At 71.8% G+C, this 26,376-nt stretch carries 20 protein-coding genes; 11 read left to right on the forward strand and 9 right to left on the reverse strand.

Features of this window, described 5'->3' with window-relative positions:
• Positions 1–129 precede the first annotated feature (129 nt).
• The gene (locus tag ACFYTE_RS25350; protein WP_388714886.1) at positions 130–1,956 is read right to left on the reverse strand and encodes an AMP-dependent synthetase/ligase; all 1,827 of its coding nucleotides are present in this window, start codon (positions 1,954–1,956) and stop codon (positions 130–132) included.
• 425 nt (positions 1,957–2,381) lie between these two features.
• Positions 2,382–3,239, reverse strand: coding sequence for a LysR substrate-binding domain-containing protein (locus tag ACFYTE_RS25355; RefSeq protein ID WP_388714603.1), 858 nt, complete (start codon positions 3,237–3,239; stop codon positions 2,382–2,384).
• A 181-nt stretch (positions 3,240–3,420) separates the two neighbouring features.
• On the opposite strand from ACFYTE_RS25355, the gene ACFYTE_RS25360 reads away from it, so the two are divergent.
• Complete coding sequence (locus ACFYTE_RS25360; protein WP_388714889.1) at positions 3,421–4,437, forward strand: bile acid:sodium symporter family protein; 1,017 nt, start codon at positions 3,421–3,423, stop codon at positions 4,435–4,437.
• Between the two features lie 15 nt (positions 4,438–4,452).
• On the opposite strand, the gene ACFYTE_RS25365 is transcribed toward ACFYTE_RS25360, so the two are convergent.
• Complete coding sequence (locus ACFYTE_RS25365; RefSeq protein WP_388714606.1) at positions 4,453–6,348, reverse strand: exo-alpha-sialidase; 1,896 nt, start codon at positions 6,346–6,348, stop codon at positions 4,453–4,455.
• 251 nt (positions 6,349–6,599) lie between these two features.
• Positions 6,600–7,319, reverse strand: a complete 720-nt coding sequence (locus ACFYTE_RS25370) for an SDR family oxidoreductase (protein WP_388714609.1) — start codon at positions 7,317–7,319, stop codon at positions 6,600–6,602.
• Between the two features lie 198 nt (positions 7,320–7,517).
• On the opposite strand from ACFYTE_RS25370, the gene ACFYTE_RS25375 reads away from it, so the two are divergent.
• Complete coding sequence (locus ACFYTE_RS25375; RefSeq protein ID WP_388714611.1) at positions 7,518–8,333, forward strand: LysR family transcriptional regulator; 816 nt, start codon at positions 7,518–7,520, stop codon at positions 8,331–8,333.
• A 94-nt stretch (positions 8,334–8,427) separates the two neighbouring features.
• Here ACFYTE_RS25375 and fdhD read toward each other — a convergent pair whose 3' ends face one another.
• From fdhD to ACFYTE_RS25400, 5 genes are read right to left on the reverse strand one after another with little or no spacing between them, the layout of a single operon-like run.
• Positions 8,428–9,276 carry a formate dehydrogenase accessory sulfurtransferase FdhD gene (gene fdhD / locus ACFYTE_RS25380; RefSeq protein ID WP_388714614.1) on the reverse strand — a complete coding sequence of 283 codons (849 nt, stop codon included), beginning with the start codon at positions 9,274–9,276 and terminating at the stop codon, positions 8,428–8,430.
• A gap of 7 nt (positions 9,277–9,283) precedes the next feature.
• Positions 9,284–10,144 (reverse strand): 2Fe-2S iron-sulfur cluster-binding protein, encoded by an 861-nt coding sequence (locus tag ACFYTE_RS25385; protein WP_388714617.1) that lies wholly within the window; start codon positions 10,142–10,144, stop codon positions 9,284–9,286.
• Complete coding sequence (locus ACFYTE_RS25390) at positions 10,141–11,973, reverse strand: NADH-ubiquinone oxidoreductase-F iron-sulfur binding region domain-containing protein (protein WP_388714620.1); 1,833 nt, start codon at positions 11,971–11,973, stop codon at positions 10,141–10,143. The genes ACFYTE_RS25385 and ACFYTE_RS25390 overlap by 4 nt, the downstream gene beginning before the upstream one ends.
• Positions 11,974–12,017: 44 nt before the next feature.
• The gene (locus ACFYTE_RS25395) at positions 12,018–13,937 is read right to left on the reverse strand and encodes a molybdopterin oxidoreductase family protein (protein ID WP_388714623.1); all 1,920 of its coding nucleotides are present in this window, start codon (positions 13,935–13,937) and stop codon (positions 12,018–12,020) included.
• On the reverse strand, positions 13,934–14,905 hold the full coding sequence (locus ACFYTE_RS25400) for a 2-dehydropantoate 2-reductase (protein WP_388714626.1): 972 nt from the start codon (positions 14,903–14,905) through the stop codon (positions 13,934–13,936). The genes ACFYTE_RS25395 and ACFYTE_RS25400 overlap by 4 nt, the downstream gene beginning before the upstream one ends.
• 215 nt (positions 14,906–15,120) lie before the next feature.
• On the opposite strand from ACFYTE_RS25400, the gene ACFYTE_RS25405 reads away from it, so the two are divergent.
• The 9 genes from ACFYTE_RS25405 (at position 15,121) to ACFYTE_RS25445 (ending at position 26,242) form a co-directional block, all read left to right on the forward strand.
• Positions 15,121–16,455: an OFA family MFS transporter gene (locus tag ACFYTE_RS25405; RefSeq protein ID WP_388714629.1), complete on the forward strand. Its 1,335-nt coding sequence runs from the start codon at positions 15,121–15,123 to the stop codon at positions 16,453–16,455.
• Between the two features lie 240 nt (positions 16,456–16,695).
• Positions 16,696–17,643 (forward strand): beta-ketoacyl-ACP synthase III, encoded by a 948-nt coding sequence (locus tag ACFYTE_RS25410; RefSeq protein WP_388714632.1) that lies wholly within the window; start codon positions 16,696–16,698, stop codon positions 17,641–17,643.
• 175 nt (positions 17,644–17,818) lie between these two features.
• Positions 17,819–18,496, forward strand: a complete 678-nt coding sequence (locus ACFYTE_RS25415; RefSeq protein ID WP_388714635.1) for a GntR family transcriptional regulator — start codon at positions 17,819–17,821, stop codon at positions 18,494–18,496.
• A 501-nt stretch (positions 18,497–18,997) separates the two neighbouring features.
• A complete protein-coding gene (locus tag ACFYTE_RS25420; RefSeq protein WP_388714638.1) occupies positions 18,998–20,179 on the forward strand; it encodes an ROK family protein in 1,182 nt (393 codons plus the stop codon).
• Positions 20,180–20,349: 170 nt separating this feature from the next.
• Positions 20,350–21,867 (forward strand): sugar ABC transporter ATP-binding protein, encoded by a 1,518-nt coding sequence (locus ACFYTE_RS25425; protein WP_388714641.1) that lies wholly within the window; start codon positions 20,350–20,352, stop codon positions 21,865–21,867.
• The gene (locus ACFYTE_RS25430; protein WP_388714644.1) at positions 21,864–22,883 is read left to right on the forward strand and encodes an ABC transporter permease; all 1,020 of its coding nucleotides are present in this window, start codon (positions 21,864–21,866) and stop codon (positions 22,881–22,883) included. Before ACFYTE_RS25425 ends, ACFYTE_RS25430 begins: the two co-directional genes overlap by 4 nt.
• A 17-nt stretch (positions 22,884–22,900) precedes the next feature.
• Positions 22,901–23,950, forward strand: coding sequence for a substrate-binding domain-containing protein (locus tag ACFYTE_RS25435; protein WP_388714647.1), 1,050 nt, complete (start codon positions 22,901–22,903; stop codon positions 23,948–23,950).
• Positions 23,951–24,021: 71 nt separating this feature from the next.
• Positions 24,022–25,230, forward strand: a complete 1,209-nt coding sequence (locus ACFYTE_RS25440) for a Gfo/Idh/MocA family protein (protein ID WP_388714650.1) — start codon at positions 24,022–24,024, stop codon at positions 25,228–25,230.
• 13 nt (positions 25,231–25,243) lie between these two features.
• Positions 25,244–26,242, forward strand: a complete 999-nt coding sequence (locus tag ACFYTE_RS25445; protein WP_388714653.1) for a sugar phosphate isomerase/epimerase family protein — start codon at positions 25,244–25,246, stop codon at positions 26,240–26,242.
• Positions 26,243–26,376: the final 134 nt, after the last annotated feature.

Here is a 26,376-nt window from a genome sequence, read left to right on the forward strand (position 1 = left end):
ACGATCACAGCCCGTCGTGCATTCCTGACCATGAAATACGCCGGAACTGACCGGAGAGCCGGCTCCGGTGGCGAAGAATGACCGGCCCTGCACGGGGCCGATCGCGGTCCGCGGTCGCTCGGGGCGTGGTCACGCGTGGTACAGGGCCTCCACCTCGCTCGCGCACGCGTTCTCGATCGCCTTGCGCTTCAGCTTCAACGACGGCGTCAGCAGACCGTGTTCCTCGGTGAACGGCTGGGCCAGGATGCGGAACGTGCGGATCGACTCCGCCTGCGACACCAGCGTGTTGGCGGCCACCACCGCGCGCCGCACCTCGGTCTCCAGATCCGGGTCGCGGACCAGCTGGGCCGACGTCATCCGCGGCTTGCCGCGCATGGTCAGCCAGTGCTCGATCGCCTCGTGGTCGAGGGTGACCAGCGCGGCGACGTACGGGCGGTCGTTGCCGACCACGATGCACTGGTTGACCAGCGGATGGTCACGGACGCGCTCCTCCAGCACCCCGGGGGACACGCTCTTGCCGCCGGAGGTCACCAGGATCTCCTTCTTGCGGCCGGTGATGGTCAGATAGCCGTCCTCGTCCAGGGAACCCAGGTCGCCGGTGGCCAGCCAGCCGTCGTGCAGCGTCTCGTCGGTGGCCTTCTGGTTGTTGAGGTAGCCCTGGAAGACGTTGGCGCCGTGCAGCCAGATCTCCCCGTCGTCCGCGATGTGCACCGTCACGCCCGGGATGGCCTGGCCGACGCTGCCGTAACGGGTGCGTTCGGGCGGGTTGGCGGTGGCGGCTGCCGTCGACTCCGTGAGGCCGTAGCCCTCGTAGATCTGCACGCCGGCGCCCGCGAAGAACAGCCCGAGCCTGCGGTCCATGGCCGAACCGCCGGACATCGCGTTGCGGATCCGGCCGCCCATGGCCGAACGGACCTTGGCGTAGACGACCTTGTCGAAGAACTGGTGCTGCATGCGCAGAGCCGCCGAGGGGCCGGGCCCGATGCCCCAGGCCTTCGCCTCCATCGCGTCCGCGTACCGCACCGCGACATCGACGGCCTTCTCGAACGGCCCGGCCTTGCCCTCCTTCTCCGCCTTGCGCCGGGCCGAGTTGAACACCTTCTCGAAGATGTACGGCACCGCGAGGATGAACGTCGGCCGGAACGCCTGCAGATCGGGCAGCAGCGCGGCGGCGTTGAGCTGCGGCTGGTGCCCGAAGCGCACCCCGCCGCGGATCGCGGCGATCTCCACCATCCGTCCGAAGACATGCGCGAGCGGCAGGAACAGCAGGGTCGCCGCCTCGTCGCCCTTCCTGGAGTGGAACACCGGCTCCCAGCGTTCGATGACCGTGTCCGCCTCGAACATGAAGTTGCCGTGCGTGATGAGACAGCCCTTGGGGCGGCCCGTCGTCCCCGAGGTGTAGATGATCGTGGCGACCGAGTCCGGGGTGACGGCGCGGCGGTGCCGGTGCACCATCTCGTCGTCCAGGTGCGCGCCGGCGTCGTACAGCTCCTGCACGGCGCCCGAGTCCAGCTGCCACAGCTGGCGCAGCTGCGGCAGCCGGCCGATGACGGTGGCGATCGTCATGGCGTGGTCCTCGTGCTCGACGACCGCCGCGGACACCTCGGCGTCGTACAGCATCCAGAAGCACTGCTCGGCCGAGGAGGTGGGGTAGACCGGCACCACCTGCGCGCCGATGGTCCACAGCGCGTAGTCGAAGAGGGTCCACTCGTAGCGGGTACGGGACATGATGGCGACCCGGTCACCGAAGCGGACGCCGCGCGCGAGCACGCCCTTGGCGAGGGCGAGGACCTCGTCGCGGAACTCGGCGGAGGTCACGTCCCGCCACCGGCCCAGCTCGTCCTTGCGGCCGAGGGCGACATGGAGCGGGTCCCGGACGGCATGCTCGAAGACGACGTCGGCCAGACCGCCCACCGGTGGTGCCGACGCCGACGGAGGGTTGGTGAACTCGCGCAAACCCCGCTCCCGCTCCTCGGTGGCGCTCCGCACAGCGCCGTGAAAGCTACCCCACGCGTCGACGGGGTGGGAGGGGGTACGAAACCGGCCAAACCCCGCGTACGGCCCGGCGGCCACCCAGAAATTTCGCCCACACGGGGAACGGCCGGACAGAACCGCCTACGGTTCAGTAGCTCCCGGTCCCCCAATCTCCACCGAATCTGTACGCCCCACCCACTACGCCCCACAGCACACGCGAAGCACCCCCGAAAGGGACGCGGAGCTGTACCAATGTGCGGCTCGATGGCGCCCGATAGGGGCGCGGGGAACTGCGCGACCAGCCACGATGTCGCTGCAGTCGCCCACGGCGCGCCAGTACCCCGAAACGCGGGCGCGACCAACCACGACGGCGCCGCGGATGAACCACCGCGCGTATCCCGGCCCTCCTAGCGGAGCGCACCCGTGAGGATGGCCGCCGCCAGCGCCCCCGCCGCGTTCCGGGCCGGCGCCGGACGGCGGCTGTGGCCGTGGACCAGGACGAAGTCGACCTCGCCCAGCTCCGGCAGTCCCGCCCGGTCCGGCACCCGGAACAGTCCGGGCGGCACCAGCCCGCGTGAGTGCGCCATCACACCGAGCCCGGCCCGGGCCGCCGCGATGAGGCCGTTGAGGCTGCCGCTGGTGCACACGATGCGCCACGGGCGGCCCTGCCGCTCCAGTGCCTCCAGGGCCAGCGCCCGGGTGATGCCGGGCGGCGGGAACACGATGAGCGGCACCGGGCGGTCCGGGTCCAGGCGAAGCCGCTCCGCGCCGATCCACACCAGGTCGTCGTGCCAGACCAGTTCACCGCGCGGGTCCTCGGGCCGCCGCTTGGCCAGCACCAGGTCCAGCTTCCCCGCGGCCAGCTGTTCGTGCAGCGTGCCGGACAGTTCGACCGTCAGTTCCAGGTCCACCTCGGGATGGTCGTACCGGAAGCCTTCCAGGATCTGCGGCAGCCGGGTCAGTACGAAGTCCTCCGAGGCGCCGAAGCGCAGCCGGCCGCGCACCCGCGTGCCGGTGAAGAACGCCGCCGCCTGCTCGTGCACCTCCAGGATCCGGCGCGCGAACCCGAGCATGGCCTCGCCGTCCTCGGTCAGCTCCACGGAGTGGGTGTCGCGGGTGAACAGCTGGCGCCCCGCGGCGTCCTCCAGCCGCCGCACATGCTGACTGACGGTGGACTGGCGCAGCCCCAGCCGCCGGGCGGCCTGTGTGAAGCTGAGCGTCTGGGCCACGGCGAGGAACGTCCGCAGCTGGGAGGGGTCGTACACACCACCAGGCTATCGCGGGACGTGATGACAGTGAGAACGGTATGCCGGATTCCCGATCACCGGCCGGAGGAGGACGATGGAGAGGGCCCGTACGCGCCCAGCACCACCCGGACCCACCGCATGACGAGCCTCGACGCACAGCAAGTGGAGCACCGTGAAACGCCTGCACTGGCCGAGCCGGATGCCGATCGACCCGTACATCCTGCTCCTGCTCGGGACCGTGGGCCTCGCCGCGCTGCTGCCCGCCCGGGACACGGCCGCCGACGTGGCGTCCGGTGCCGCGACGGCCGCGATCGCCTTCCTCTTCTTCCTCTACGGCGCCCGTCTGTCCACCCGTGAGGCGGTCGAAGGACTGCGCCACTGGCGACTCCATGTCACCGTTCTGGCCTGCACCTTCGTGCTGTTCCCGGTGCTCGGCCTGGCCGCCCGCGCTCTGGTGCCGGTCCTGCTGACCCACCCCCTCTACCAGGGCCTGCTGTTCCTCACCCTGGTGCCGTCGACGATCCAGTCGTCCATCGCGTTCACCTCGATCGCCCGCGGCAACGTGCCCGCCGCGATCTGCGCGGGCTCCTTCTCCTCGCTGGTCGGCATCGTGCTGACCCCGCTGCTGGCGGCGGGGCTGCTCGGCAACAGCGGCGGCGGGTTCTCCGCCGACTCACTGATCAAGATCGTGCTGCAGCTGTTGGTGCCGTTCCTCGCCGGACAGCTGCTGCGCCGGTGGGTGGGCGGCTTCATCGCCCGGCACAAGAGGGTGCTCGGACTGGTCGACCGCGGCTCGATCCTGCTCGTCGTCTACACCGCGTTCAGCGAGGGCATGGTCCAGGGCATCTGGCACCAGGTCAGTCCGGCCCGGCTGGCCGGGCTGCTCGCCGTCGAGGCCGCCCTGCTGGCCGTGATGCTCTCCCTGACCTGGTACGGCGCCAAGGCGCTGCGGTTCCCCCGCGGGGACCGGATCGCGATCCAGTTCGCCGGCTCGAAGAAGTCGCTGGCCTCCGGGCTGCCCATGGCGAGCGTCCTGTTCGGCGCGCACGCCTCCCTGGCGGTGCTGCCCCTGATGCTCTTCCACCAGATGCAGCTGATGGTCTGCGCGGTCATCGCCAAGCGCCGGGCGCGCGACCCCGAGGAGCAGGCCACGGCCACCGCCGCACCGGCCGCGGCGACGCCCGCCGCGGCCGGCCCCAGAACGCGTCCGCGCTGACATCCGCCGCCCGGTTCAGGGGCGCCCGGGAGGGCCGGTCACCCGGTCCAGGGGAAGCCACAGCACGGTGTCCCGCAGGGAGCGCGGCGCCCCCGGGCCGGACAGCTCCGCGTCGGTCAGCGCCCGGTCCCAGACGTGCACGTCGTCGATCGCTCCGGTGAAGAACGCCCGGCCGTCCATGCGCTGGCCGATGTGCACACCGAAGGGCGAATTACGGCTGACGGAGCCCGGTACGTTGGCGACGGACGACGCCTCACCGTCCAGAACGAGGGTCAGCCGCCCGCCGCCGCGGCGCAGCGCCAGGTGGTGCCAGCGGCCGTCGTTGTGGGCGCCGGGCGCGGTGACCGCCGCCGTGCGGACCGTGGTCGCACCCTGCCGTGCCGTGATCAGCCCGCGCACCCGGTCGCTGCCGGGCTCGGCGCGCAGCCACACCTGCGGCTGGCTGGTGCCGATGCCACCCATCCACAGCAGCGGCTGCTCCCCGGCGGTGGCCTTGGTGCGGAACCACAGCGACACGGTGAAGTCCCGGGTGCCGAGCGGCAGCCGGTCGTCGTAGGGCAGGCGCACGGCGTCGTCGGCGCCGTCGAACTCCAGGGCGCCGCCCGACATGCCGGCCGTCTCACCGGCGCCTCCCAGCACCGCCGCGCGCGGGGCGCGCGGGGCCAGGTCGGGGGTGGTGGGATCGGGGCCGCGGCGCGGGCGCAGCCAGTCCTCGGTGAAGCGGGCGAAGCGGATCTCGTCGCGGGCGTCGACCGTCCCGCCCTCGTACAGCAGGCCCACCGTGTCGCCGGCGATGTGTGCCAGGTCGGAGTAGCCGGACCAGTCCGCGGTGACGACGGTGCCGCGGTCCACGCTGTCCCATGTGCGGCCGCCGTCGGAGGACGAGCGGATCATCATGGTGCGCCGCCGGTCGGGGTCGCCGGGGCAGGCCAGCAGGAGTCGGCCGCCGAGCCGCAGCGTCGAGCACTGCACCTGGGGCGCGTACAGGTCCGGGAGGTCCTGGAAGGGGGCGGTGAAGCTGCCGCCGCCGTCGCGGCTGACCGTCTGGGTGCGGTGGCCGAGGTCGGTGCCGTCCTGTTCGCGACCGCTGACCAGGAGGGAGCCGTCGGCGCGCTCGGCGAGCGTCAGCTCGGACGGCTTCTGCGGGAAGGTGCCGTCGGCGGCCACCGGCCGGCTGTCCGTGGCGCCGGTCCGCCAGTGGTCGCCGCCGTCGTCGCTGACGATGAGCGCCGCGTGGTCGGCGGTGACCCGGCTGCCGTTCCAGGTCTCGGTGTTGACGCCGAAGACGAGCCGGCCGGCGTACCGGCCGCGGTCGAGCTGGATGCCGTGCGCGGGACCGGTGGCGTACCAGGAGTTCCAGTCGGGCGGCAGGATCTCGGGGCTCAGATCGCGCGGTGCCGACCAGGTCAGGCCGTCGTCGTCGCTGTACTGCAGGTGCGGGGTGCGGTCGCAGGGCACGGAGCAGTTCGCGGCGTCCGTGCGGCCCGTGTTGTACGTCTGAGCCAGCAGGATGCGCCCCGTCGCGCGGTCCACGAGGGGCGCCGGGTTGCCGTGGGTGTCGCCCCCGCCCTCGTTGACCACCTGGAGCGGGCCCCAGGTGCGGCCGCCGTCGGTGGAGCGCTTCAGCACGAGGTCGATGTCGGCGGCGTCACCGCAGTTGAGGACCCGGCCCTCGGCGAACGCGAGGAGCGTGCCGGCGGTCGTCCGCACGATCGCCGGGATACGGAAGCAGGCATAGCCCGGGTCCTGGGCGGCCTTGAAGAGGACCTGCTGGGCGAATCCGGGGGAGTCGGGGGCCGTTTGGGCGTCCGCCGGCCGGGTGCGCGTCGGCTGAGCGTGTGCGGGGTGGGGCAGCAGGAGCAGCGCGGCCGCCGTGAGCGCGGCGGCCCGGACGGATCTCCTCCGTGGCATGTGCGGCCCGCCCTTCATGCGTCGAGACATACGGGCATCGGGACATTCGGACATCCGACGTCCAATGTCCGTATCTCAGATGTTAGTTGGGGGCCACCGCGACTCACAAGCACCCTGTCGCCCATTCGGGGGGCGCGGCTGACGTTCCGTCATGACCTTCGGCGCCTTCCACGGCTGTCGCGCCGTGGTCGTCTGCGGCACCGTTGTGGCTGGTCGCGCAGTTCTACGCGTCCCTTTGGGGGCGCCGGGGGTCAGACCAGGAGGCCGCCGCCGTCCACGACCACCACCGAGCCGGTGCTGTACCCGCCGCGCATCAGATACAGATACGCCTCGGCGACGTCCTGCGGGGTGCCCACCCGGCCCACGGGCAGCGCGGCGGCGCTCGACTCGAACAGCCCGGCGCGGTCCTCCTCGGACATCTCCCGCCACAGGTCGGTGCGCACCACGCCCGGGGAGACCGCGTTCACCCGGAGCGGGGCCAGTTCCAGGGCCAGCGCCCGGGTCAGCGACTCCATCGCGCCGCACAGGCTCGCCGCGACAGTGGTGCCCGGCAGCGGCCGACGGCCCGCCGTACCGGTGGTCAGCACCACGGAACCGCCCTCGCGGATCACGGGCGCCGCGTACTTGACGGCCGCGTACGCACCCCACAGCCGGGTGTCCAGGAACCGCCTGGCCTGGGCCAGGTCCGCCTCCGCGAGACCCGTCATGAGCAGGGACTCCCCGGCCGTGTAGACCAGGTGGTCGAAGGCGCCGATCCGCTCGAAGAAGGCGCGCACCGCCGTCTCGTCCGTCGCGTCGAGCGGCTGCCCCTCGGCGCCGGGCGGCAGCCGCCGCAGCGCGGCGTCCACGCTCTCCTGCCGCCGGGAGGCGACCACCACGGCGGCCCCGTCCTGCGTCGCGGCCTCGGCGACCGCGAAGCCGATGCCCGATGTACCCCCGACGACCACGACCCGCTGTCCTCGCAGACTCATACCGCTGTCCCTTTCCGCCGTTATCCGCTTGTCCCGTTGTCCCGTTGCCCCGTTGTTCCGCTTGTTCCGTTCCGTCGCCCTGCCGTGCCGGTCCGACGGGCTCCAGCCTCCGCCTGCCGGCCCCTCGCCGTCCAAGACCTCTTCCGGGCGTGGCGATACTCTGAGGGCATCGCCACCGCGACGGCGGAAGGGACGGCCATGGACCTCGACCTGCGGAAGGTCCGCTACTTCACGGCGGTCGCCGAACAACTGCACTTCGGGCGGGCGGCCGAGCGGCTGCACATCACCCAGCCCGTGCTGAGCCGCCAGATCAGGGCCCTGGAGAAGGACCTGGACGCCACCCTCTTCGAGCGGGACAGCCACGGTGTGACCCTCACCCCGGCGGGCCGCCAACTCCTCGACGACGCACGGCAGTTGCTGGCCGCCGCGGGTGCCACCCGGCGCCGGGTGCGCAAGGCGGCGCGCGGACCGCGGCGGCTGGTCGTCGGCTTCCGGGCGGGCGTGGTGGTGACCCCCGTGCTGCGCGCCTTCGGCGCCGCCCACCCCGACGTGGCGGTGCACGCCCGCCGCGTCGAGTGGGACGACCAGGAACGGCTGCTCCTGGACGGCACGGTCGACCTGGCCTATGTGCGTCGTCCGGTGCACGAGCGGGGTCTCACCCTGCTGCCGCTGTTCACCGAGGACCGGGTGGCGATGCTGCCCGCGCAGCACCGGCTCGCCGGCAAGCGGGACCTCGCCCTCGCCGACCTGGCCGGGGAGCGGTGGCTGCGCTACGTCGACCCGCTCCCCGACGACATGCCGATCCGCACCGTCGAGGAGAAGTTCGAGTGCGTGGCGGCGGGCACCGGCATCACCCTCGTGCCGGCCTCGGTCGCCGAGCAGTACTCCCGGCCCGACATCGCGTATGTGCCCGTGCGCGACGCCGAGCCGGACCAGGTGTTCCTCGCCTGGGCGGCGAGCCAGCGCTCACCGCTGATCGCCGAGTTCGCCCGGACGGCGCGGGAGCGCGCCTGAGGCGAGCGGGCGGCGGGGCACGGCGGGGCCCCTGCGGCGCAGGGGGCGCTCCCCGCCGGTCGGGGCCCCGCCGCCGTGTCGCGGGGAGACGGTGTCAGCCCTGGGCGGCCGCGGTCCGCAGGGCGACGCGGTCCTGCCCCGCGTACACGTTCATGGAGCTGCCCCGCAGGAAACCCACCAGGGTCAGTCCCGTCTCGGCGGCCAGGTCCACCGCCAGCGACGACGGCGCCGAGACCGCGGCGAGCACCGGGATGCCCGCCATCACGGCCTTCTGCGCCAGCTCGAAGGAGGCCCGGCCGGAGACCAGCAGGACCGAACGGGACAGCGGCAGGGAACCGCTCTGCAGCGCGCGGCCGACCAGCTTGTCGACGGCGTTGTGCCGGCCCACGTCCTCCCGTACGTCCAGCAGCTCCCCGTCCTCGGAGAACAGGGCCGCCGCGTGCAGCCCCCCGGTCCGGTCGAACACCCGCTGGGCGGCGCGCAGCCGGTCGGGGAGGCTCGCGAGCAGTTCGGGGTCCACCCGGACCGGGGGAGTGTCGGCTATCGGCCAGCGGGCCGTCGTACGCACGGCGTCCAGGCTGGCCTTGCCGCACAGCCCGCACGACGAGGTCGTGTACACGTTCCGTTCCAGCGTGATGTCGGGCAGCACGACGCCCGGCGCGGTCTTCACGTCCACCACGTTGTAGGTATTCGAACCGTCCACGGTCGCGCCCGCGCAGTACACGATGTTCGCCAGGTCGGCGGCGGTGGCCAGGACGCCCTCGCTGACCAGGAACCCGGCGGCCAGCGCGAAGTCGTCGCCGGGCGTGCGCATGGTGATGGCGAGGGGCTTGCCGTTGAGCCTGATCTCCAGCGGCTCCTCGGCGACGAGCGTGTCCGGCCGGCTCGTGACCGCCCCGTCGCGGATCCGGATCACCTTGCGTCGTTCCGTGACTCGTCCCATGTCCCGATCAGCTCCGGTTCTGTACGTGCTGGTAGCCGAAGCGGCCCTTGATACAGAGGTTGCCATGGGTCACCGGGTTGTCGTGCGGTGAGGTGACCTTGACGATCTCATTGTCCTGCACGTGCAGGGTCAGATTGCAGCCTACTCCGCAGTAGGCGCACACCGTCGTCGTCTCGGTCTGCGCCGACTCGTCCCAGGTGCCCGCCGCGCGCATGTCGAACTCCGACTTGAAGGACAGCGCCCCCGTCGGGCACACCTCGATGCAGTTTCCGCAGTACACGCAGGCCGAGTCGGTGAGCGGGGCGTCATGCTCGACCGCGATCCGGGCGTCGAAGCCGCGCCCGGCGACCGAGATCGCGAACGTGTTCTGCCACTGGTCGCCGCACGCGTCCACGCACTTGTAGCACAGGATGCACTTGTCGTAGTCGCGCACGTACAGCTCGTTGTCGATCTCAGGTTCCTCGTTCAGCCGGGCCGCGTCCGGGCCGAAACGGTCCGGTTTCGCCTCGTACTCCTTGATCCACTCGGCGGCCCTCGCCGTGGTGGACAGATCGACCGAGGATGCGAGGAGTTCCAGGACGATCTTGCGGCTGTGCCGGGCGCGCTCGGTGTCCGTGTGCACCACCATGCCCGGCTCGGCCCCGCGTGAGCAGGCGGGCACCAGGGTGCGCGAGCCCTCGACCTCGACCACGCACACCCGGCAGGCGTTCTTGGGTCGCAGCGTGTCGCCCTGGCACAGGGTCGGGATGTCCTTCCCGGCGGCCCGGCAGGCGTCCAGGACGGTCGAGCCCTCCGGTACCCGGACCGGCGCGCCGTCGACGGTGAACTCCAGCAGCCGGCGGGGGATCCCCAGCGGTGTGACGGTCATTCGTACGCCCCCAGACGGTCGATGGCGGATTCCACGGCGTTCCACGCGGTCTGTCCCAGACCGCAGATCGAGGCGTCCCGCATCGCGCGGCCGACCTCGCGCAGCAGGGCGATGTCACCGGTGGCGTCGGCGCCCGTGCGCGCCACGATCCGGTGCAGTGCCTCCTCCTGCCGGACGGTCCCGACCCGGCACGGCACACACTGCCCGCAGGACTCGTCGCGGAAGAACTCGGCGATGCGCAGCAGCAGGCGGGGCAGCGGCACCGTGTCGTCGAAGGCCAGCACGACCCCGGAGCCGAGGGTGGTGCCCGCCTGCCGGGTGCCCTCGAAGGTGAGTGGGATGCCGAGTTCGTCGGGCCGTACGAAGCCGCCCGCCGCCCCGCCGAGCAGCACCGCGCGCAGCCCGTGCCGCACGCCCGCGAGCGCCAGCAGTTCGCCGAGCGTCGCCCCGAACGGCAGTTCGTAGACGCCGGGCCGCGCCACGCTTCCCGACACGCAGAACAGCTTCGGCCCGGTGGACGTCTCCGTGCCGATCGCCGCGTACGCCGGGGCGCCCATGGTCAGGATCGGCAGGACGTTGACCAGGGTTTCCACGTTGTTCTCGACCGTCGGCCTGCCGAACAGGCCCTTCTCCACCGGGAACGGCGGCTTGGCGCGCGGCTCGCCGCGGTAGCCCTCGATCGAGTTGAACAGGGCCGTCTCCTCGCCGCAGATGTACGCGCCCGCGCCCCGCCGGATCTCGATGTCGAAGGCGAAGCCCTGGCCGAGGACGTCGTCGCCGAGGAAGCCGCGGGCACGGGCCTGGGCGACGGCGTGCTCCAGGCGGCGGAGCGCGCGCGGGTACTCGCCGCGCAGATACAGGAAGCCGCGGTGCGCACCGATCGCGTACCCGGCGATCGTCATCGCCTCGATCAGCGCGTACGGATCGCCCTCCATGAGCACCCGGTCCTTGAAGGTGCCCGGCTCGGACTCGTCCGCGTTGCACACCAGGTGGTGCGGCCGGTCGGGCTGGGACGCCGTGGCCTGCCACTTGCGGCCCGTCGGGAAGGCGGCGCCGCCGCGGCCGACCAGGCCGGAGCCGGCGACCTCGCGGATCACCCCGGCGGGCCCGAGCGCGAAGGCCCGGCGCAGCGCGGCGTAGCCGCCGTGGGCGCGGTAGTCGTCGAGGGACGCCGGGTCGACCACGCCGACGCGGCGCAGCAGGACCAGCGACGGGTCGCCCGCCTGCGGGACCGCGAGCGCGGCGGGCGGCTCCTCGGGCGCCGAGTCGGGGGCGGTCGCGGCGAACACGGCCGCCGTCACGTTCGTGGGCGCCGACACCGCCGTACGCACCGGGTCACCGGCGCGGATCGCGAGGGCGGCCGGTGCCCGCTCGCACAGACCGAGGCACGGGGAGCGCTCCACGCTCACCCCGCTGCCCGGCCCGAGCCCAGCAGTGATCCCCGCGCACATCTCCTCGGCCCCGGCGGCGGTGCAGGCCAGGTCGGTGCAGACGTGGAGCACGGTCGCCGGGCGGGGCCGCACGGAGAACAGGGCGTAGAAGGTGGCGACGCCGTACGCCTCGGCCGGCGGGACCGTCAGCCGCCGGCACAGGTAGTCGAGGGCGCCGTCGCTGATCCAGCCGATCCGGTCGTTGATCGCGTGCAGCCCCGGCAACAGCAGGTCGCGGCGTTCGCGGGCACTGCGGCCGCCGCGCGCCCACCTCAGGTCCTCGGTCCTCATCTCGTCCCGGGCCGCGCCCTGCCAGGAGGACTCCGGGGGGCCGAGCAGGGCGTCGACGGCCGCCCGTTCCTCGTCCGTCGGCTTGCCGTCGCCGAAGTGCAGATCCACCAGGTCACCTCACTTGGACTTCTCGCGTGGGTCGAGCGGTGCGGTCAGCCGACGGTCGTGGTGATCGGCAGCTTCTCGATGCGGATCGCCGACGCCTTGAACTCCGCCGTCCCCGCGATCGGGCAGTTGGCCTCGATCGTCAGCTGGTTGGTGTCCACCTCGTCGGGGAAGTGCATGGTCATGAACGCGAGCCCGGGGCGCAGGGCGGTGTCGATCCACACCGGTGCCACGACCGCGCCGCGCCGCGAGGTCACCCGGACCTCCTCGCCGACCGCCACCCCGTGCCGTTCGGCGTCCTCCGGGCACAGTTCGATGTACTCGCCACGACGCAGCGGTGAGGCGAAACCACCGCTCTGCACACCCGTGTTGTACGAGTCGAGCCGCCGCCCGGTGGTGAGCCGGATCGGGTACTCCTCGTCGGTCAGGTCGACCGGCGGGTCGTGCCGCACTATCCCGAAGGGCGCGAGCAGGCCCCGCTTCGCCGGGTCCGCCTCCCACAACCGGCCGTGAAGATAGGGCGGTTCGAGCCGGTCGGTGCTCCGGCACGGCCACTGGATGCCCTGGTGTTCGGTCAGCCGCTCGTACGTCATCCCGTAGTGGTCCGGCGAGAGGGACCTCAGCTCGTTCCACACGGCCTCGGCGTCGGCGTACTTCCAGTCGTGCCCGAGCCGCCCGGCCAGCTCACAGAGGATGCCGATGTCCTCGCGGGCCTCACCGGGCGGGGTGACGGCCCGGCGCACCCGCTGCACCCGCCGCTCGCTGTTGGTGGTCGTGCCGTCGGTCTCCGCCCAGCCGGCGGTCGCGGGCAGCACCACGTCCGCCAGTTCGGCCGTGCGCGTCAGGAAGATGTCCTGCACGACCAGGAAGTCCAGCTCCTTCATCCGCCGTACGGCCTGCTCGCTGTCGGCCTCCGACTGGGCCGGGTTCTCGCCGATGCAGTAGACCGCCCTCAGCGTGCCCTCCTCCATCGCCTCGAACATCTCCGTCAGATTGAGCCCGTAGTGCGGCTGGATGACGGTGTCCCACGCCGACTCGAACTTCAGCCGGATGCCGGGGTCGAGGATGTCCTGGAACCCCGGCAGCCGGTTGGGGATGGCCCCCATGTCGCCGCCGCCCTGCACGTTGTTCTGGCCGCGCAGCGGTTGCAGGCCCGAGCCGTAGCGGCCGACCTGGCCGGTGAGCAGCGAGAGGTTGATCAGTGCGCGGACGTTGTCGGTGCCGTTGTGGTGCTCGGTGATGCCGAGGGTCCAGCACAGCTGGGCGCGTTCTGCGCGCGCATAGGCGTGCGCCAACTCCCGTATCGCGCGGGCCGGTACGCCGGTCACCTTCTCGGCGAGCGACGGCGTCCAGGGCTCGACGAGCGCCCGGTACTCGTCGAAGCCGGAGGTCGCCCGCGCGATGAACGTCTCGTTGGCCAGCCCCGCGTGGATGATCTCGCGGCCGATCGCGTGCGCCATCGGGATGTCCGTGCCGACGTTGAGGCCGAGCCAGCTCTCCGCCCACTCGGCGGTCGAGGTGCGGCGCGGATCGACCGCGTACATCCGGGCGCCGTTCCTGATCCCCTTCAGCACATGCTGGAAGAAGATCGGGTGCGCGAAACGGGCGTTGGAGCCCCACATCACGATGACGTCGGTGTGCTCGATCTCCTCGTACGAGGACGTCCCGCCGCCCGAGCCGAATGCCGCCGACAGACCGGCCACGCTCGGCGCGTGACAGGTGCGGTTGCACGAGTCGACGTTGTTGGTGCCCATCACCACGCGGGCGAACTTCTGCGCCACGTAGTTCATTTCGTTGGTCGCCCGCGCGCAGGAGAACAGGCCGAAGGCGCCGCGGTTGCGCCGCAGCCCTTGGGCGGTGCGCTCCAGTGCCTCCTCCCAGCTGGCCTGCCGGAAGGGCTCGTCGCGCCGGTCGCGGACGAGCGGGTGGGTGAGCCGGGTGTATGTCTTCGGTTGCCGTTTCCTCATGCGGCGCTCCTCAGCGCGAGCAGGTCCGAGATGGCGTGCACGGTGCGCAGGGTGGGCACCTGAACACCGGTGATCCCCGCCAGTTCGACGACGGCGGCGAGCAGTACGTCGAGTTCCAGCGGCTTGCCGCGCTCCAGGTCCTGGAGCGTGGAGGTGCGGTGGTCGCCGACCCGCTCCGCGCCCGCGAGCCGCCGTTCGATGGAGACCCCGACCTCGCAGCCGAGGGATTCGGCGACCAGGAGGGTTTCGCGCATCATGGTCTCGATGACCCGGCGGGTGCCGCCGTGCCGGCACATCTGCCGCATCGTGGCCCGGGCCAGGGCGCTGATCGGGTTGAACGAGATGTTGCCGAGCAGCTTGAGCCAGATGTCGTTGCGCAGCTCCGGCTCGATGGGGCACTTCAGGCCGCCGGCCCGCATGGCCTCGCTGAAGTTGGTACAGCGTGCCGAGACGCTGCGGTCGGGCTCACCGATCGAGAACCGGGTGCCTTCCAAGTGCCGTACCACGCCCGGAGCTTCGAGTTCGGTGGCGGCGTAGACGACACAGCCGACGGCCCGTTCGGGCGCGAGCACGGTACTGACCGCGCCGCCGGGGTCCACGCTCTCGACGCGGTGGCCGTCGTGCGGGCCGCCGTGGCGGTGGAAGTACCACCAGGGGATGCCGTTCTGGGCCGCCACCACGGTCGTCCGTTCGTGCAACAGCGGTGCGATCAGCGGCCCGCACGCCGCGTACGCGTTGGCCTTCAGGCCCAGGAAGACATGGTCGACCGGGCCGACCTCGGCCGGGTCGTCGGTGGCGTGGGCGTGCGCGGTGAAGTCGCCGCGCGGGCTCAGCACCCGTACTCCGTGCTGCCTCATGGCCGCCAGATGCGGTCCACGGGCGATGAGATGCACATCGGCGCCGGCGCGGTGGAGCGCGGCACCGACATAGGCGCCGATCGCACCGGCGCCGAGGACTGCGACTTTCACGGGGAACGCTCCGTTCGGTTTGAGGGATACCGCGGAGGTGGGTGAATCTCGTCGGAGGTGGGGGGTGAATCTCGTCGACGAAATATTGTCTACAGTATGGGAAGGGGGTCGACAAGGGGCCAGGCGACCGTTCATCGCATGTCGCATACCGCTCATCGCATACGGTCGACCCGACGCCTTCTCAACCGCCCCGCGCGTCCCTATCGTTCGCGATCATGAGTCCCCCACTCGCACCGCCGGGGTGGAGCCGCTGGCTCGTCCCGCCCGCCGCGCTCTCCGTCCACCTCTCCATCGGCCAGGCCTACGCCTGGAGCGTGTTCAAGCCGTCCCTGGAGTCCGCGCTCCACCTCGACGGCACCCAGAGCGCGCTGCCCTTCCAGCTCGCGATCGTGATGCTCGGGCTGTCGGCCGCGTTCGGCGGCACCCTCGTCGAACGCAGGGGGCCGCGCTGGGCGATGACCGTGGCTCTCGTCTGCTTCTCCTCGGGCTTCCTGATCTCCGCCCTCGGCGCGTGGAGCGAGCAGTACTGGCTGATCGTCCTCGGCTACGGCTTCGTCGGCGGCATCGGCCTGGGCATCGGCTACATCTCGCCCGTCTCCACCCTGATCAAGTGGTTCCCGGACCGGCCCGGCATGGCCACCGGCATCGCCATCATGGGCTTCGGCGGCGGGGCGCTGATCGCCTCGCCCTGGTCGGCGCAGATGCTGGACTCCTTCGGCACCGGCCCCTCGGGGATCGCGCTCGCCTTCCTCGTGCACGGGCTGTCGTACGCGGTGTTCATGGCGCTCGGCGTGTTCCTCGTCCGGGTGCCCCGCGGCACGGACCGCGCCGCGGCGGCCGGCGGGCCGAGCGCCGCCGAGGGCGTCCAGGTGTCGGCCCGCAGCGCCGTGCGCACCCCGCAGTTCTGGTGCCTGTGGGTCGTGCTCTGCACGAACGTGACCGCCGGCATCGGCATCCTGGAGAAGGCCGCGCCGATGATCACAGACTTCTTCACGGACTCCAGCGCGCCCGTCACGGCGTCCGCCGCGGCCGGGTTCGTCGCGCTGCTGTCCGCGGCCAACATGGCGGGCCGCATCGGCTGGTCCTCCACCTCCGACCTGATCGGACGCAAGAACATCTACCGCGTCTACCTGGGCGTCGGCGCGCTGATGTACCTGACGATCGCCCTGTTCGGGGACTCCGCGAAACCCCTGTTCGTGGTGTGCGCGCTGGTGATCCTCTCCTTCTACGGCGGCGGATTCGCGACCGTTCCCGCCTATCTGAAGGACCTGTTCGGCACCTACCAGGTGGGCGCCATCCACGGCCGGCTGCTCACCGCCTGGTCCACCGCGGGCGTGCTCGGCCCGCTGATCGTCAACTGGATCGCCGACCGGCAGGAGGAGGCCGGCAAGCACGGCTCGTCCCTGTACGGTCTGTCCTTCGCCATCATGATCGGGCTGCTGCTCGTCGGCTTCGTCGCCAACGAACTCGTCCGCCCCGTCCACGCCCGTCACCACGTCCCCGCGCCGCCGAAGGAGGCCGCCGATGTCCGGCGAGAGCAGTCCGCCTAGCCGCCGTGGTCTGATCGCCTTCGCCTGGGTGTGGGTGGGGGCGCCCCTCGGCTACGGTCTGTACGAACTGGTCCAGAAGGCGACGCAGCTGTTCACGGGATGATCGCCAGGGCGTCCGAGGTCCTGACGGAAGCCGACAACGCGGGCGCCCGAATCCTGTGGCCTTACCTGCCGACATACCCGCGAGTCACTGAACACACTGGTGAATCCCGCTACCCGTGCCCACAAGGGGGATCCCAGATGAACGGCTCACGCATCGCCGCCGTCGGCCACTACCAGCCCGCCAAGGTGCTCACCAACGAGGACCTGGCGGGCCTGGTCGACACCAGTGACGAGTGGATCCGGTCCCGGGTGGGCATCACGACCCGGCACATCGCCGGGCCCGAGGAACCGGTGGACGAACTGGCCGCGCAGGCCGCCGCCAAGGCGCTCGCCGCGGCGGGCCTCGCCGCCGACGCCATCGACCTGGTCGTGGTCGCCACCTCCACCGCCGTCGACCGCTCCCCGAACACCGCCGCCCGGGTTGCCGCCCGGCTCGGCATTCCACGGCCCGCCGCCATGGACGTCAACGTCGTGTGTGCCGGCTTCACCCATGCGCTGGCCACCGCCGACCACACCGTCCGCGCCGGCGCCGCGAGCCGGGCGCTGGTCATCGGTGCCGACAAGATGTCCGAGGTGACCGACTGGACCGACCGCACCACCTGCGTCCTGGTCGGCGACGGGGCGGGGGCCGCGGTCGTCGAGGCGTGCGCGCCCGGGGAGGAGCCCGGGATCGGGCCTGTGCTGTGGGGCTCGGTGCCGGAGATGGGGCACGCCGTGCGGATCGAGGGCACACCGCCGCGGTTCGCCCAGGAGGGTCAGAGCGTGTACCGCTGGGCGACCACACAGCTGCCGCCCCTGGCCCGCCGCGCCTGCGAGAAGGCCGGGCTCGCCCCTGAGGACCTTGCCGCGGTCGTGCTGCACCAGGCCAATCTGCGCATCATCGAACCCCTCGCGGAGAAGATCGGCGCGGTGCGTGCCGTGGTCGCCCGGGACGTCACCGTGTCCGGCAACACCTCCGCGGCCAGCATCCCGCTGGCCCTGTCCAAGCTCGTCGAGCGGGGCGAGATCTGCGGCGGCGACCCGGTGCTGCTGTTCGGCTTCGGCGGCAACCTGTCGTACGCCGGGCAGGTCGTGCGGTGCCCCTGAGCCGCGCCGCGAGCCGGTGCGGGCGGTCGCTGCCCCGCGATGTGACGCGCTCAACTGCCGCTTCCTCTGGCATCGGTGCGCCGTAGACTGTAGACGAAAGACAATCGATACGGGGCTCGGAGCGCGCACGAGCCGACGTCCGCCGTGCACGGCCCTGCCCAGGAGGGGGACCGCGATGTTGTCGACCGGACTGCCACAGGGGGCCGTGCCCAAGCTCGAACGGCCCGGCCCGCTGCGCGACCGTGTCTACGAGGCGCTGCTCGAACTCATCACCACGCGCGCGCTGCAGCCCGGCCAGCACCTCGTCGAGAGCGAGCTCGCCGGGCACCTCGGGGTCTCCCGGCAGCCCGTGCGGGAGGCGTTGCAGCGGCTCAACACCGAGGGCTGGGTGGATCTGCGGCCGGCCCAGGGGGCGTTCGTGCACGAGCCGACGGAGGACGAGGCCGATCAGCTGCTCACCGTGCGGACGCTGCTGGAGGCGGAGGCCGCGCGGCTCGCCGCGGCGAACGCGGGCAGCGCGGGCATCGCGGCGCTCAAGGAGCTGTGCGCGCAGGGGGAGAAGGCCGTGGCCGCGGACGACGTGGACGGTGCGGTGGCGCTGAACGCGGCCTTCCACGCCAAGATCATGGAGCTGGCGGGCAACGCGGTCCTCGCGGAGCTGGCCGGGCAGGTCGACCGGCGGGTGCGCTGGTACTACACGCCGGTGGCCCGCCAGCGCGGCCGGGAGTCCTGGGTAGAGCACCGCGCCCTGATCGCGGCGGTGGCCGACCGTGACGAAGCGCTCGCGACGCGACTGATGCGCGAACACACGGAACACACCCGCCACTCCTACCACGACCGCCCAACACCCTGACGCGGGATGAGGGCGGGGCCGGGCATCTGGGTCGGCGGGGGTGTTGGTCGGTTGAGTCGGCGCCGTGGCGGGTCTTCGGCCGCGCACCGATGACGACTCCTGCCGGCCTGCTGGTCCCGGGCGGCCGTAGCCCGGTTCGGTTCGGGTGCGGGCCGTCCGCGGCCCCCGGTCGGTCGACCCGCCCCGAGCGGTCAGCCCGGGTGCCGTGGTGGTCCGGGGCCGGGTCCAGGTGGGGCGCGCCCCGGGGCGGGGGTGCGGTGGTTGTGGTGCTCGGATTGCTGGTGTGGTGTGTGTGCCGGTGGGTGGGGTGATTTTGTTCGGGTTTCTTGAGGTTCGTAACGGTTCTCTCGACCGGGCGCGGCACGCCTTTGTCCTGTGAGAGGAGAAAGTTCGCAGGAATCCGTGCACAGCTTCTTCCCAGCTTCGGCGGTGGCTGCTACGTTCCCCTCGAAAGACACACCCGGATGGCCGAATTGAGGCGGGGAGGGGCACGTGAGACGCATGACCGCACGACCCGCGAACGCCCATCAGGCCAGATTGCTCAAGCTGTTGCGCGACGGAGGCCCCAACTCCCGAGCACAGCTGGGCGACCAGATCGACCTCTCGCGGTCCAAGCTGGCCGTGGAGGTGGACCGACTGCTGGAGACCGGACTCGCGGTCGCCGACGGCCTCGCCGCCTCCCGCGGCGGACGCCGGTCCCACAACATCCGGCTCGCCCCGAACCTCCGGTTCCTCGGCGTCGACATCGGCGCGACCTCGGTCGACGTCGCCGTCACCAACGCCGAACTGGAGGTGCTGGGACACCTCAACCAGCCCATGGACGTACGCGAGGGCCCCGTCGCGGTCTTCGAGCAAGTCCTCGCCATGGCAGCGAAGTTGCGGGCCTCGGGGCTCGCGGAGGGTTTCGACGGCGCCGGCATCGGCGTCCCGGGGCCCGTCCGCTTCCCCGAGGGCGTCCCGGTCGCGCCGCCGATCATGCCGGGTTGGGACGGCTTCCCGGTACGGGAGGCGCTCAGCCAGGAACTCGGCTGCCCGGTCATGGTCGACAACGACGTGAACCTGATGGCGATGGGGGAGCGGCACGCGGGCGTCGCGCGTTCCGTGGGCGACTTCCTCTGCGTCAAGATCGGTACCGGCATCGGCTGCGGCATCGTCGCCGGCGGTGAGGTCCACCGCGGGGTGACGGGCAGCGCGGGCGACATCGGGCACATCCAGGCGGTGTCCGACGGCCGGCCGTGCGCCTGCGGCAACCGGGGCTGCCTGGAAGCCCACTTCAGCGGGGCCGCACTCGCCCGCGACGCACTGGAAGCGGCCCAACAGGGCCTGTCGACGGAACTCGCGGCGCGGCTCGCGGCAAACGGCACCCTGACGGGTGTCGACGTCGCCGCCGCTGCCGCCGCGGGCGACGCCATCGCGCTCGGCCTGATCCGCGAGGGCGGCAACCACGTCGGTCAGGTCATCGCCGGACTCGTCTCCTTCTTCAACCCCGGCCTGGTGGTGATCGGCGGTGGGGTGACCGGCCTCGGCCACACCCTGCTCGCCGCGATCCGCACCCAGGTCTACCGCCAGTCACTGCCGCTGGCCACCGGCAATCTGCCCATCGTCCTGGGGGAGTTGGGCCAGAACGCCGGAGTCATCGGCGCGGCCCGCCTGATCAGCGACCATCTGTTCTCACCCGCGTAGCCGACTCCCGCACCACCCTCTCCCGCGCACCACCCTGTTCCGCGCACCACCTTCTTCCGCGTACCACCCGGCACGGCGCCCCGCGCTGCCCTGCCCTGCTCCCACGCGCCTGCGCACGCAGGTGACCTCGCCCTGACTCCGGCCCCGCACGCCCGCCGAGGGGAACCCACATGGCACCAGAACCACCGCTGCTCAGCATGTCCGGCATCACCAAGTCGTTCCCCGGCGTCCGGGCCCTCGACGGCGTCGACCTCGACGTCCAGGCCGGTGAAGTGCACTGCCTGCTCGGCCAGAACGGGGCCGGAAAATCCACCCTGATCAAGGTGCTCGCGGGCGCCCACCAGCCGGACAGCGGCACCATCAACTGGCGCGGCGAGGCGGTCACGCTCCGCTCGCCCATCGCCGCCATGCGCCTCGGTATCGCCACCATCTATCAGGAACTCGACCTGGTGGAGCACCTGTCGGTGGCCGAGAACGTCCACCTCGGCCATGAGCCGACGGCCGCCGGATTCGTCGTACGCCAAAAGGCCGCGCGTGCCTCGGCAGCCCGACTCCTGAAGCGACTGGGCCATCCGGAGATCGACCCGGCCCGGCTCGTCGGCGAACTGTCCGCGGCCCAGCAGCAGATCGTCTCCATGGCCCGGGCGCTCTCCCACGACGTACGGCTCATCGTCATGGACGAGCCGTCCGCCGCCCTCGACCCGGACGAGGTGGACAACCTGTTCCGCATCGTCGCCGCCCTGACCGCCGACGGCGTGGCGGTCGTCTACATCTCGCACCGCCTGGAGGAGATCCGGCGCATCGGCGACCGGGTGACGGTGCTCAAGGACGGCCGCGCGGTCGCGGGCGGGCTGCCTGCGAAGACGACGCCGACCCGCGATGTCGTGGCGCTGATGACGGGGCGCAACGTCGAGTACGTCTTCCCCGAGCGGCCCGCCGCCGCGCCCGCAGGCGCCCCGGTCCTGGAGGTCCGTGGGCTGTCCCGGGCGGGCGAGTTCGCACCGCTCGACCTCACCGTCCGGGCCGGGGAGATCGTCGGCCTCGCCGGACTCGTCGGCTCGGGCCGCTCCGAGGTGCTGGAGACCGTCTACGGCGCCCGCAGGCCCAGCACCGGCCAAGTCCTGGTGGACGGCAGACCGTTGCGGCCCGGCAGCGTACGCTCCGCGGTCCGCGCCGGACTCGGCCTCGCCCCGGAGGAACGCAAGGCGCAGGCCCTGCTGATGCAGGAGTCCGTCACCCGGAACGTGTCCGTCTCCACCCTCTCCCGTTTCTCGCGCGGCGGCTGGCTCGACCGGCGCGCCGAACTGGGCGCGGCCCGCGCGGCGACCCGCGAACTGTCGCTGCGCCCCGACAACCCCTCCGTACCCGTGCGCACCCTCTCCGGTGGGAACCAGCAGAAGGCCGTGCTGGCCCGCTGGCTGCTGCGCGGCTGCCGGGTGCTGCTGCTCGACGAGCCGACCCGCGGCGTCGACGTCGGCGCCCGCGCCGAACTGTACGCGGTCGTGCGCCGGCTGGCCGACGAAGGGCTCGCCGTGCTGCTCGTGTCCAGCGAGGTCCCCGAAGTACTGGGGCTCGCCGACCGCGTGCTGGTGCTGCGCGAGGGCCACGTCGTACACGAGGCACCCGCCCGCGAACTGGACGAACACCGCGTACTCGACCTCGTCATGGAAGGAAGCCCGGCGTCATGACGCAGCACGCCTCCCCGCCGCGGGGCAGCACCGACAAGGTGCAGCCGATCGGCCCCCTGCCCGCCTGGCGCTCCCTCGTGGCCCGCGCCGACGTCCGCACCCTCTCGCTGCTCGGCGTGCTGCTCGCGCTCGTCGTAGTCGGCGGCATCACCAAACCGGACGAGTTCCTCGACACCCGCAACCTCCAACTGGTCCTCACCCAGGCCTCGGTGATCGGCGTCGTCACGGTCGGCATGACCTTCGTCATCACCTCCGGCGGCATCGACCTGTCGGTCGGCGCGATCGTCGCCCTCGCCTCGGTGTGGGCGACGACGATGGCCACCCAGGACTTCGGCTTCGCCGGCATCCTGTTCACCGCGGTGCTCGTCGGCGTGGGCTGCGGACTCGTCAACGGCGTACTCATCGCCTACGGCGCCATGGTCCCGTTCATCGCCACCCTCGCCATGCTGGCCTCGGCGCGCGGCCTCGCCCTGCAGATCACCGACGGCAAGACACAGATCGTGACCGTCGACGGCATCCTCAAACTCGGCGAGCGCGACTCCTATGTGCTCGGCATCCCACCGCTCGTCCTGGTCTTCGCGGTCGTGACGATCATCGGCTGGCTCGTGCTCAACCGGACCACCTTCGGCCGCCGCACGGTCGCCGTCGGCGGCAACGCGGAGGCCGCCCGGCTCGCCGGTATCGACGTGCGCCGCCAGCGGCTCTACCTCTACCTGCTGTCCGGACTGTGCTGCGGCATCGCCGCCTTCCTGCTGATCATCCTGTCCGGCTCGGGCCAGAACACCAACGGCAACCTGTACGAACTCGACGCCATCGCGGCCGCGATCATCGGCGGAACCCTGCTCAGCGGGGGCCGCGGCACCATCACCGGCTCCGTGCTCGGTGTCCTGATCTTCACCACGATCACCAACATCTTCGCCCTGAACAACCTGCAGAGCGACGTCCAGCAGATCGCCAAGGGCGCGATCATCGTCGCCGCCGTGCTGGTCCAGCGCCGTACCGCGAGCACGACCTGAGGAAAGGGTTCACCGCCATGTCACAGCTCACCAGCCGCAGAGGACTGCTCTTCGGGACCGCCGCGGTCTCCGCCGGCGCCCTGCTCACCGCTTGCACGAGCAACGAGAGCGACGCGGGCAACGATGAGAAGCCCGCCGCGAACGACCAGCCGGCCGCCGCCGACGAGCCCGGCAAGCAGGTCACCATCGGATTCGCCGGACCCCAGGCCGACCACGGCTGGCTCAACGCGATCAACGAGAACGCCAAGAGCCGCGCGAAGAAGTACTCGGACGTCACCCTGGAGATCACCGAGGGCTCCAACGACACCGCCGCGCAGATCGGCCAGATCGAGACCCTGATCAACAAGAAAGTCGACGTACTGGTGATCCTGCCCGCCGACGGCAAGGCCCTCACCCAGGTCGGCCTGAAGGCGATGCGCGCCGGCATCCCGGTGATCAACCTGGACCGGATCTTCAACACCCCGCAGGCCTACCGCTGCTGGATCGGCGGCGACAACTACGGCATGGGCTTCAACGCGGGCAGCTACATCGGCGAGAAGCTGAAGGGCAAGGCGGACGCCCGCGTCGTGGAACTGGCCGGCATCGACAACCTGGAGCTGACCAAGCAGCGCACCCAGGGCTTCGACGACGCGCTCAAGAACTACCCGAACATCAAGAAGGTCGCCCGCCAGGCAGCCGACTTCACCGTCGAGTCGGGACAGGCCAAGATGTCCCAGCTGCTCCAGGCCCAGTCGAAGATCGACGCCGTCTGGAACCACGACGACGACCAGGGCGTGGGCGCGCTGCGCGCCATCGAGCAGGCCGGACGCGACGAGTTCCTGATGGTCGGCGGGGCCGGAGCGCTCTCCGCCTTCCAGGCGATCAAGCAGGACAACGGCGTGCTGAAGGCGACCGTGCTCTACCCGCCGACCATGGCCGCCTCGGCGATCGACCTGGCGCGCGCCCTCGGCCAGAGCAAGGGCATCGGCGGTCTCGCCGAGTACGAGATCCCGTCGTCGATCACGCTGTACTCGGCCGTCGTCGACAAGGACAACATCGACCAGTACATGTCCACGGGCTTCCGCTGACCGGCTGCGCCCCGCACCCCCCACGGCGCCACCGCGGCGCCAGACACGACGAGGACCAGGAGGACTTCCGTATGGGACAGCCGCAGCAGACGGACGGGCCGGAGGCAGCACAGCCACCGATCCGCGTCGGCATGGTCGGATACGCCTTCATGGGCGCCGCCCACTCCCAGGGCTGGCGCACCGTGGGCCGGGTCTTCGACCTGCCCCGACGGCCGGTCCTGGCCGCGATCTGCGGGCGGGACGGCGCCGCGGTCCGGGCGGCGGCGGACCGGCACGGCTGGGCGGCGGCCGAGACCGACTGGCGTGCGCTGATCGCCCGGGACGACGTGGACCTCGTCGACATCTGCACGCCCGGGGACAGCCACGCCGAGATCGCCCTCGCCGCCCTGGCCGCCGGCAAGCACGTGCTGTGCGAGAAGCCCCTCGCCAACACCGTCGAGGAGGCCACCGCGATGACCCGCGCGGCCGAAGAGGCCAAGGCCCGCGGCCAGGTGGCGATGGTCGGCTTCAACTACCGGCGGCTGCCCGCCACGGCGCTCGCCCGGCGCATGGTCGCCGACGGCCGGATCGGCACCCTGCGGCACGTCCGGGTCAGCTACCTCCAGGACTGGCTGGTCGACCCGGAGTTCCCGCTCACCTGGCGGCTGCGCAAGGAACAGGCGGGATCCGGCTCGCTCGGCGACCTCGGCGCGCACATCGTCGACCTCGCCCAGTACCTGGCGGGCGAACGGCTGACCGGGGTCTCCGCGCTCACCGAGACCTTCGTACGGCAGCGGCCGCTGCCCGGCGGCCCGAGCAGCGGCCTGGCCGCGGTGTCGGCCGCCGGCACCGGAGAGGTCACCGTCGACGACGCCGCTCTGTTCACCGGCCGCTTCGCCTCCGGCGCGCTGGCCTCCTTCGAGGCCACCCGCTACGCGACCGGACGCAAGAACGCGCTGCGCATCGAACTCAACGGCGAGCGCGGCTCGCTCGCCTTCGACCTGGAGCGGCTGAACGAGCTGTCGTACCACGACGGCACCGAACCCGGGACGCACGCCGGTTTCCGCCGCATCCTGGTCACCGAACCCGACCACCCCTACCTGGAGGGCTGGTGGCCCCCGGGCCACGGCCTCGGCTACGAGCACACCTTCGTCCACCAGGCCCGCGACCTGCTGCTCGCCATCGCCGAGGGCAGCGCCCCCGAACCCTCCTTCGCCGACGGACTACAGGTCCAGCGCGTGCTCGCCGCGGTGGAGGAGAGCGCCGAGAAGAACTCCGTCTACACGCCCATCGCGGCCTGAGGAGGCCCCGCCAATGCCGCGCAGTTTCACGCTCTTCACCGGTCAGTGGGCCGACCTTCCCCTGGAGGAGGTCTGCCGCCTCGCCCGCGACTTCGGCTACGACGGACTCGAACTCGCCTGCTGGGGCGACCACTTCGAGGTCGACAAGGCCCTCGCCGACCCCACCTACGTGAAGTCACGGCACCAACTCCTCGACAAGTACGGCCTCAAGTGCTGGGCCATCTCCAACCACCTGGTCGGACAGGCCGTCTGCGACGCCATCATCGACGAGCGGCACGAGGCGATCCTGCCCGCCCGGATCTGGGGCGACGGCGAGGCGGAGGGCGTACGCCGGCGGGCCGCCGCCGAGATCGCCGACACCGCGCGCGCCGCGGCGGCCTTCGGCGTCGACACCGTCATCGGCTTCACCGGCTCCGCCATCTGGCACCTGGTCGCCATGTTCCCGCCCGCGCCCGAGGCGATGATCGACCGCGGCTACCAGGACTTCGCCGACCGCTGGAACCCCGTCCTGGACGTCTTCGACGCGGAGGGCGTGCGCTTCGCGCACGAGGTCCATCCCAGCGAGATCGCCTACGACTACTGGACCACCCAGCGCGCCCTGGCCGCCGTCGACAACCGGCCCGCCTTCGGCCTCAACTTCGACCCCTCCCACTTCGTCTGGCAGGACCTCGACCCGGTCGGCTTCCTGTGGGACTTCCGGGACCGGATCTACCACGTCGACTGCAAGGAGGCCCGCAAGCGCCTCGACGGCCGCAACGGCCGCCTCGGCTCCCATCTGCCCTGGGGCGACCCGCGCCGCGGCTGGGACTTCGTGTCCGCCGGGCACGGCGACGTCCCCTGGGAGGACGTCTTCCGGATGCTGCGGTCCATCGACTACCAGGGGCCCGTCTCCGTGGAGTGGGAGGACGCCGGCATGGACCGGCTCCAGGGCGCCCCGGAGGCGCTGACCCGCCTCAAGGCGTTCGACTTCGAACCGCCTACGGCCTCCTTCGACGCGGCGTTCGGTAAATAGCGCTGCGCTGCACCGGCCGAGTTGTGTCGTCGGTCGTCTGCGGCGTCGTTGCGGCTGGTCGCGCAGTTCCCCGCGCCCCTTGGGGGCGGGGGCTGATCTTCGCCCCCGGCCCACCATCCACCGCTTCTCCGTTC

Source organism: Streptomyces sp. NPDC004629 (assembly GCF_042873595.1).
Lineage (GTDB): Bacteria > Actinomycetota > Actinomycetes > Streptomycetales > Streptomycetaceae > Streptomyces.

Coding starts and splice junctions, on each gene's coding strand:
- ACFYTE_RS25360 (WP_388714889.1), top strand. CDS start 3,421: ATGCCGATCGACCCGTACATCCTGCTCCTGCTCGGGACCGTGGGCCTC.
- ACFYTE_RS25365 (WP_388714606.1), bottom strand. CDS start 6,348: ATGCCACGGAGGAGATCCGTCCGGGCCGCCGCGCTCACGGCGGCCGCG.
- ACFYTE_RS25370 (WP_388714609.1), bottom strand. CDS start 7,319: ATGAGTCTGCGAGGACAGCGGGTCGTGGTCGTCGGGGGTACATCGGGC.
- ACFYTE_RS25375 (WP_388714611.1), top strand. CDS start 7,518: ATGGACCTCGACCTGCGGAAGGTCCGCTACTTCACGGCGGTCGCCGAA.
- fdhD (WP_388714614.1), bottom strand. CDS start 9,276: ATGGGACGAGTCACGGAACGACGCAAGGTGATCCGGATCCGCGACGGG.
- ACFYTE_RS25385 (WP_388714617.1), bottom strand. CDS start 10,144: ATGACCGTCACACCGCTGGGGATCCCCCGCCGGCTGCTGGAGTTCACC.
- ACFYTE_RS25395 (WP_388714623.1), bottom strand. CDS start 13,937: ATGAGGAAACGGCAACCGAAGACATACACCCGGCTCACCCACCCGCTC.
- ACFYTE_RS25405 (WP_388714629.1), top strand. CDS start 15,121: ATGAGTCCCCCACTCGCACCGCCGGGGTGGAGCCGCTGGCTCGTCCCG.
- ACFYTE_RS25410 (WP_388714632.1), top strand. CDS start 16,696: ATGAACGGCTCACGCATCGCCGCCGTCGGCCACTACCAGCCCGCCAAG.
- ACFYTE_RS25415 (WP_388714635.1), top strand. CDS start 17,819: ATGTTGTCGACCGGACTGCCACAGGGGGCCGTGCCCAAGCTCGAACGG.
- ACFYTE_RS25420 (WP_388714638.1), top strand. CDS start 18,998: ATGACCGCACGACCCGCGAACGCCCATCAGGCCAGATTGCTCAAGCTG.
- ACFYTE_RS25425 (WP_388714641.1), top strand. CDS start 20,350: ATGGCACCAGAACCACCGCTGCTCAGCATGTCCGGCATCACCAAGTCG.
- ACFYTE_RS25430 (WP_388714644.1), top strand. CDS start 21,864: ATGACGCAGCACGCCTCCCCGCCGCGGGGCAGCACCGACAAGGTGCAG.
- ACFYTE_RS25435 (WP_388714647.1), top strand. CDS start 22,901: ATGTCACAGCTCACCAGCCGCAGAGGACTGCTCTTCGGGACCGCCGCG.
- ACFYTE_RS25440 (WP_388714650.1), top strand. CDS start 24,022: ATGGGACAGCCGCAGCAGACGGACGGGCCGGAGGCAGCACAGCCACCG.
- ACFYTE_RS25445 (WP_388714653.1), top strand. CDS start 25,244: ATGCCGCGCAGTTTCACGCTCTTCACCGGTCAGTGGGCCGACCTTCCC.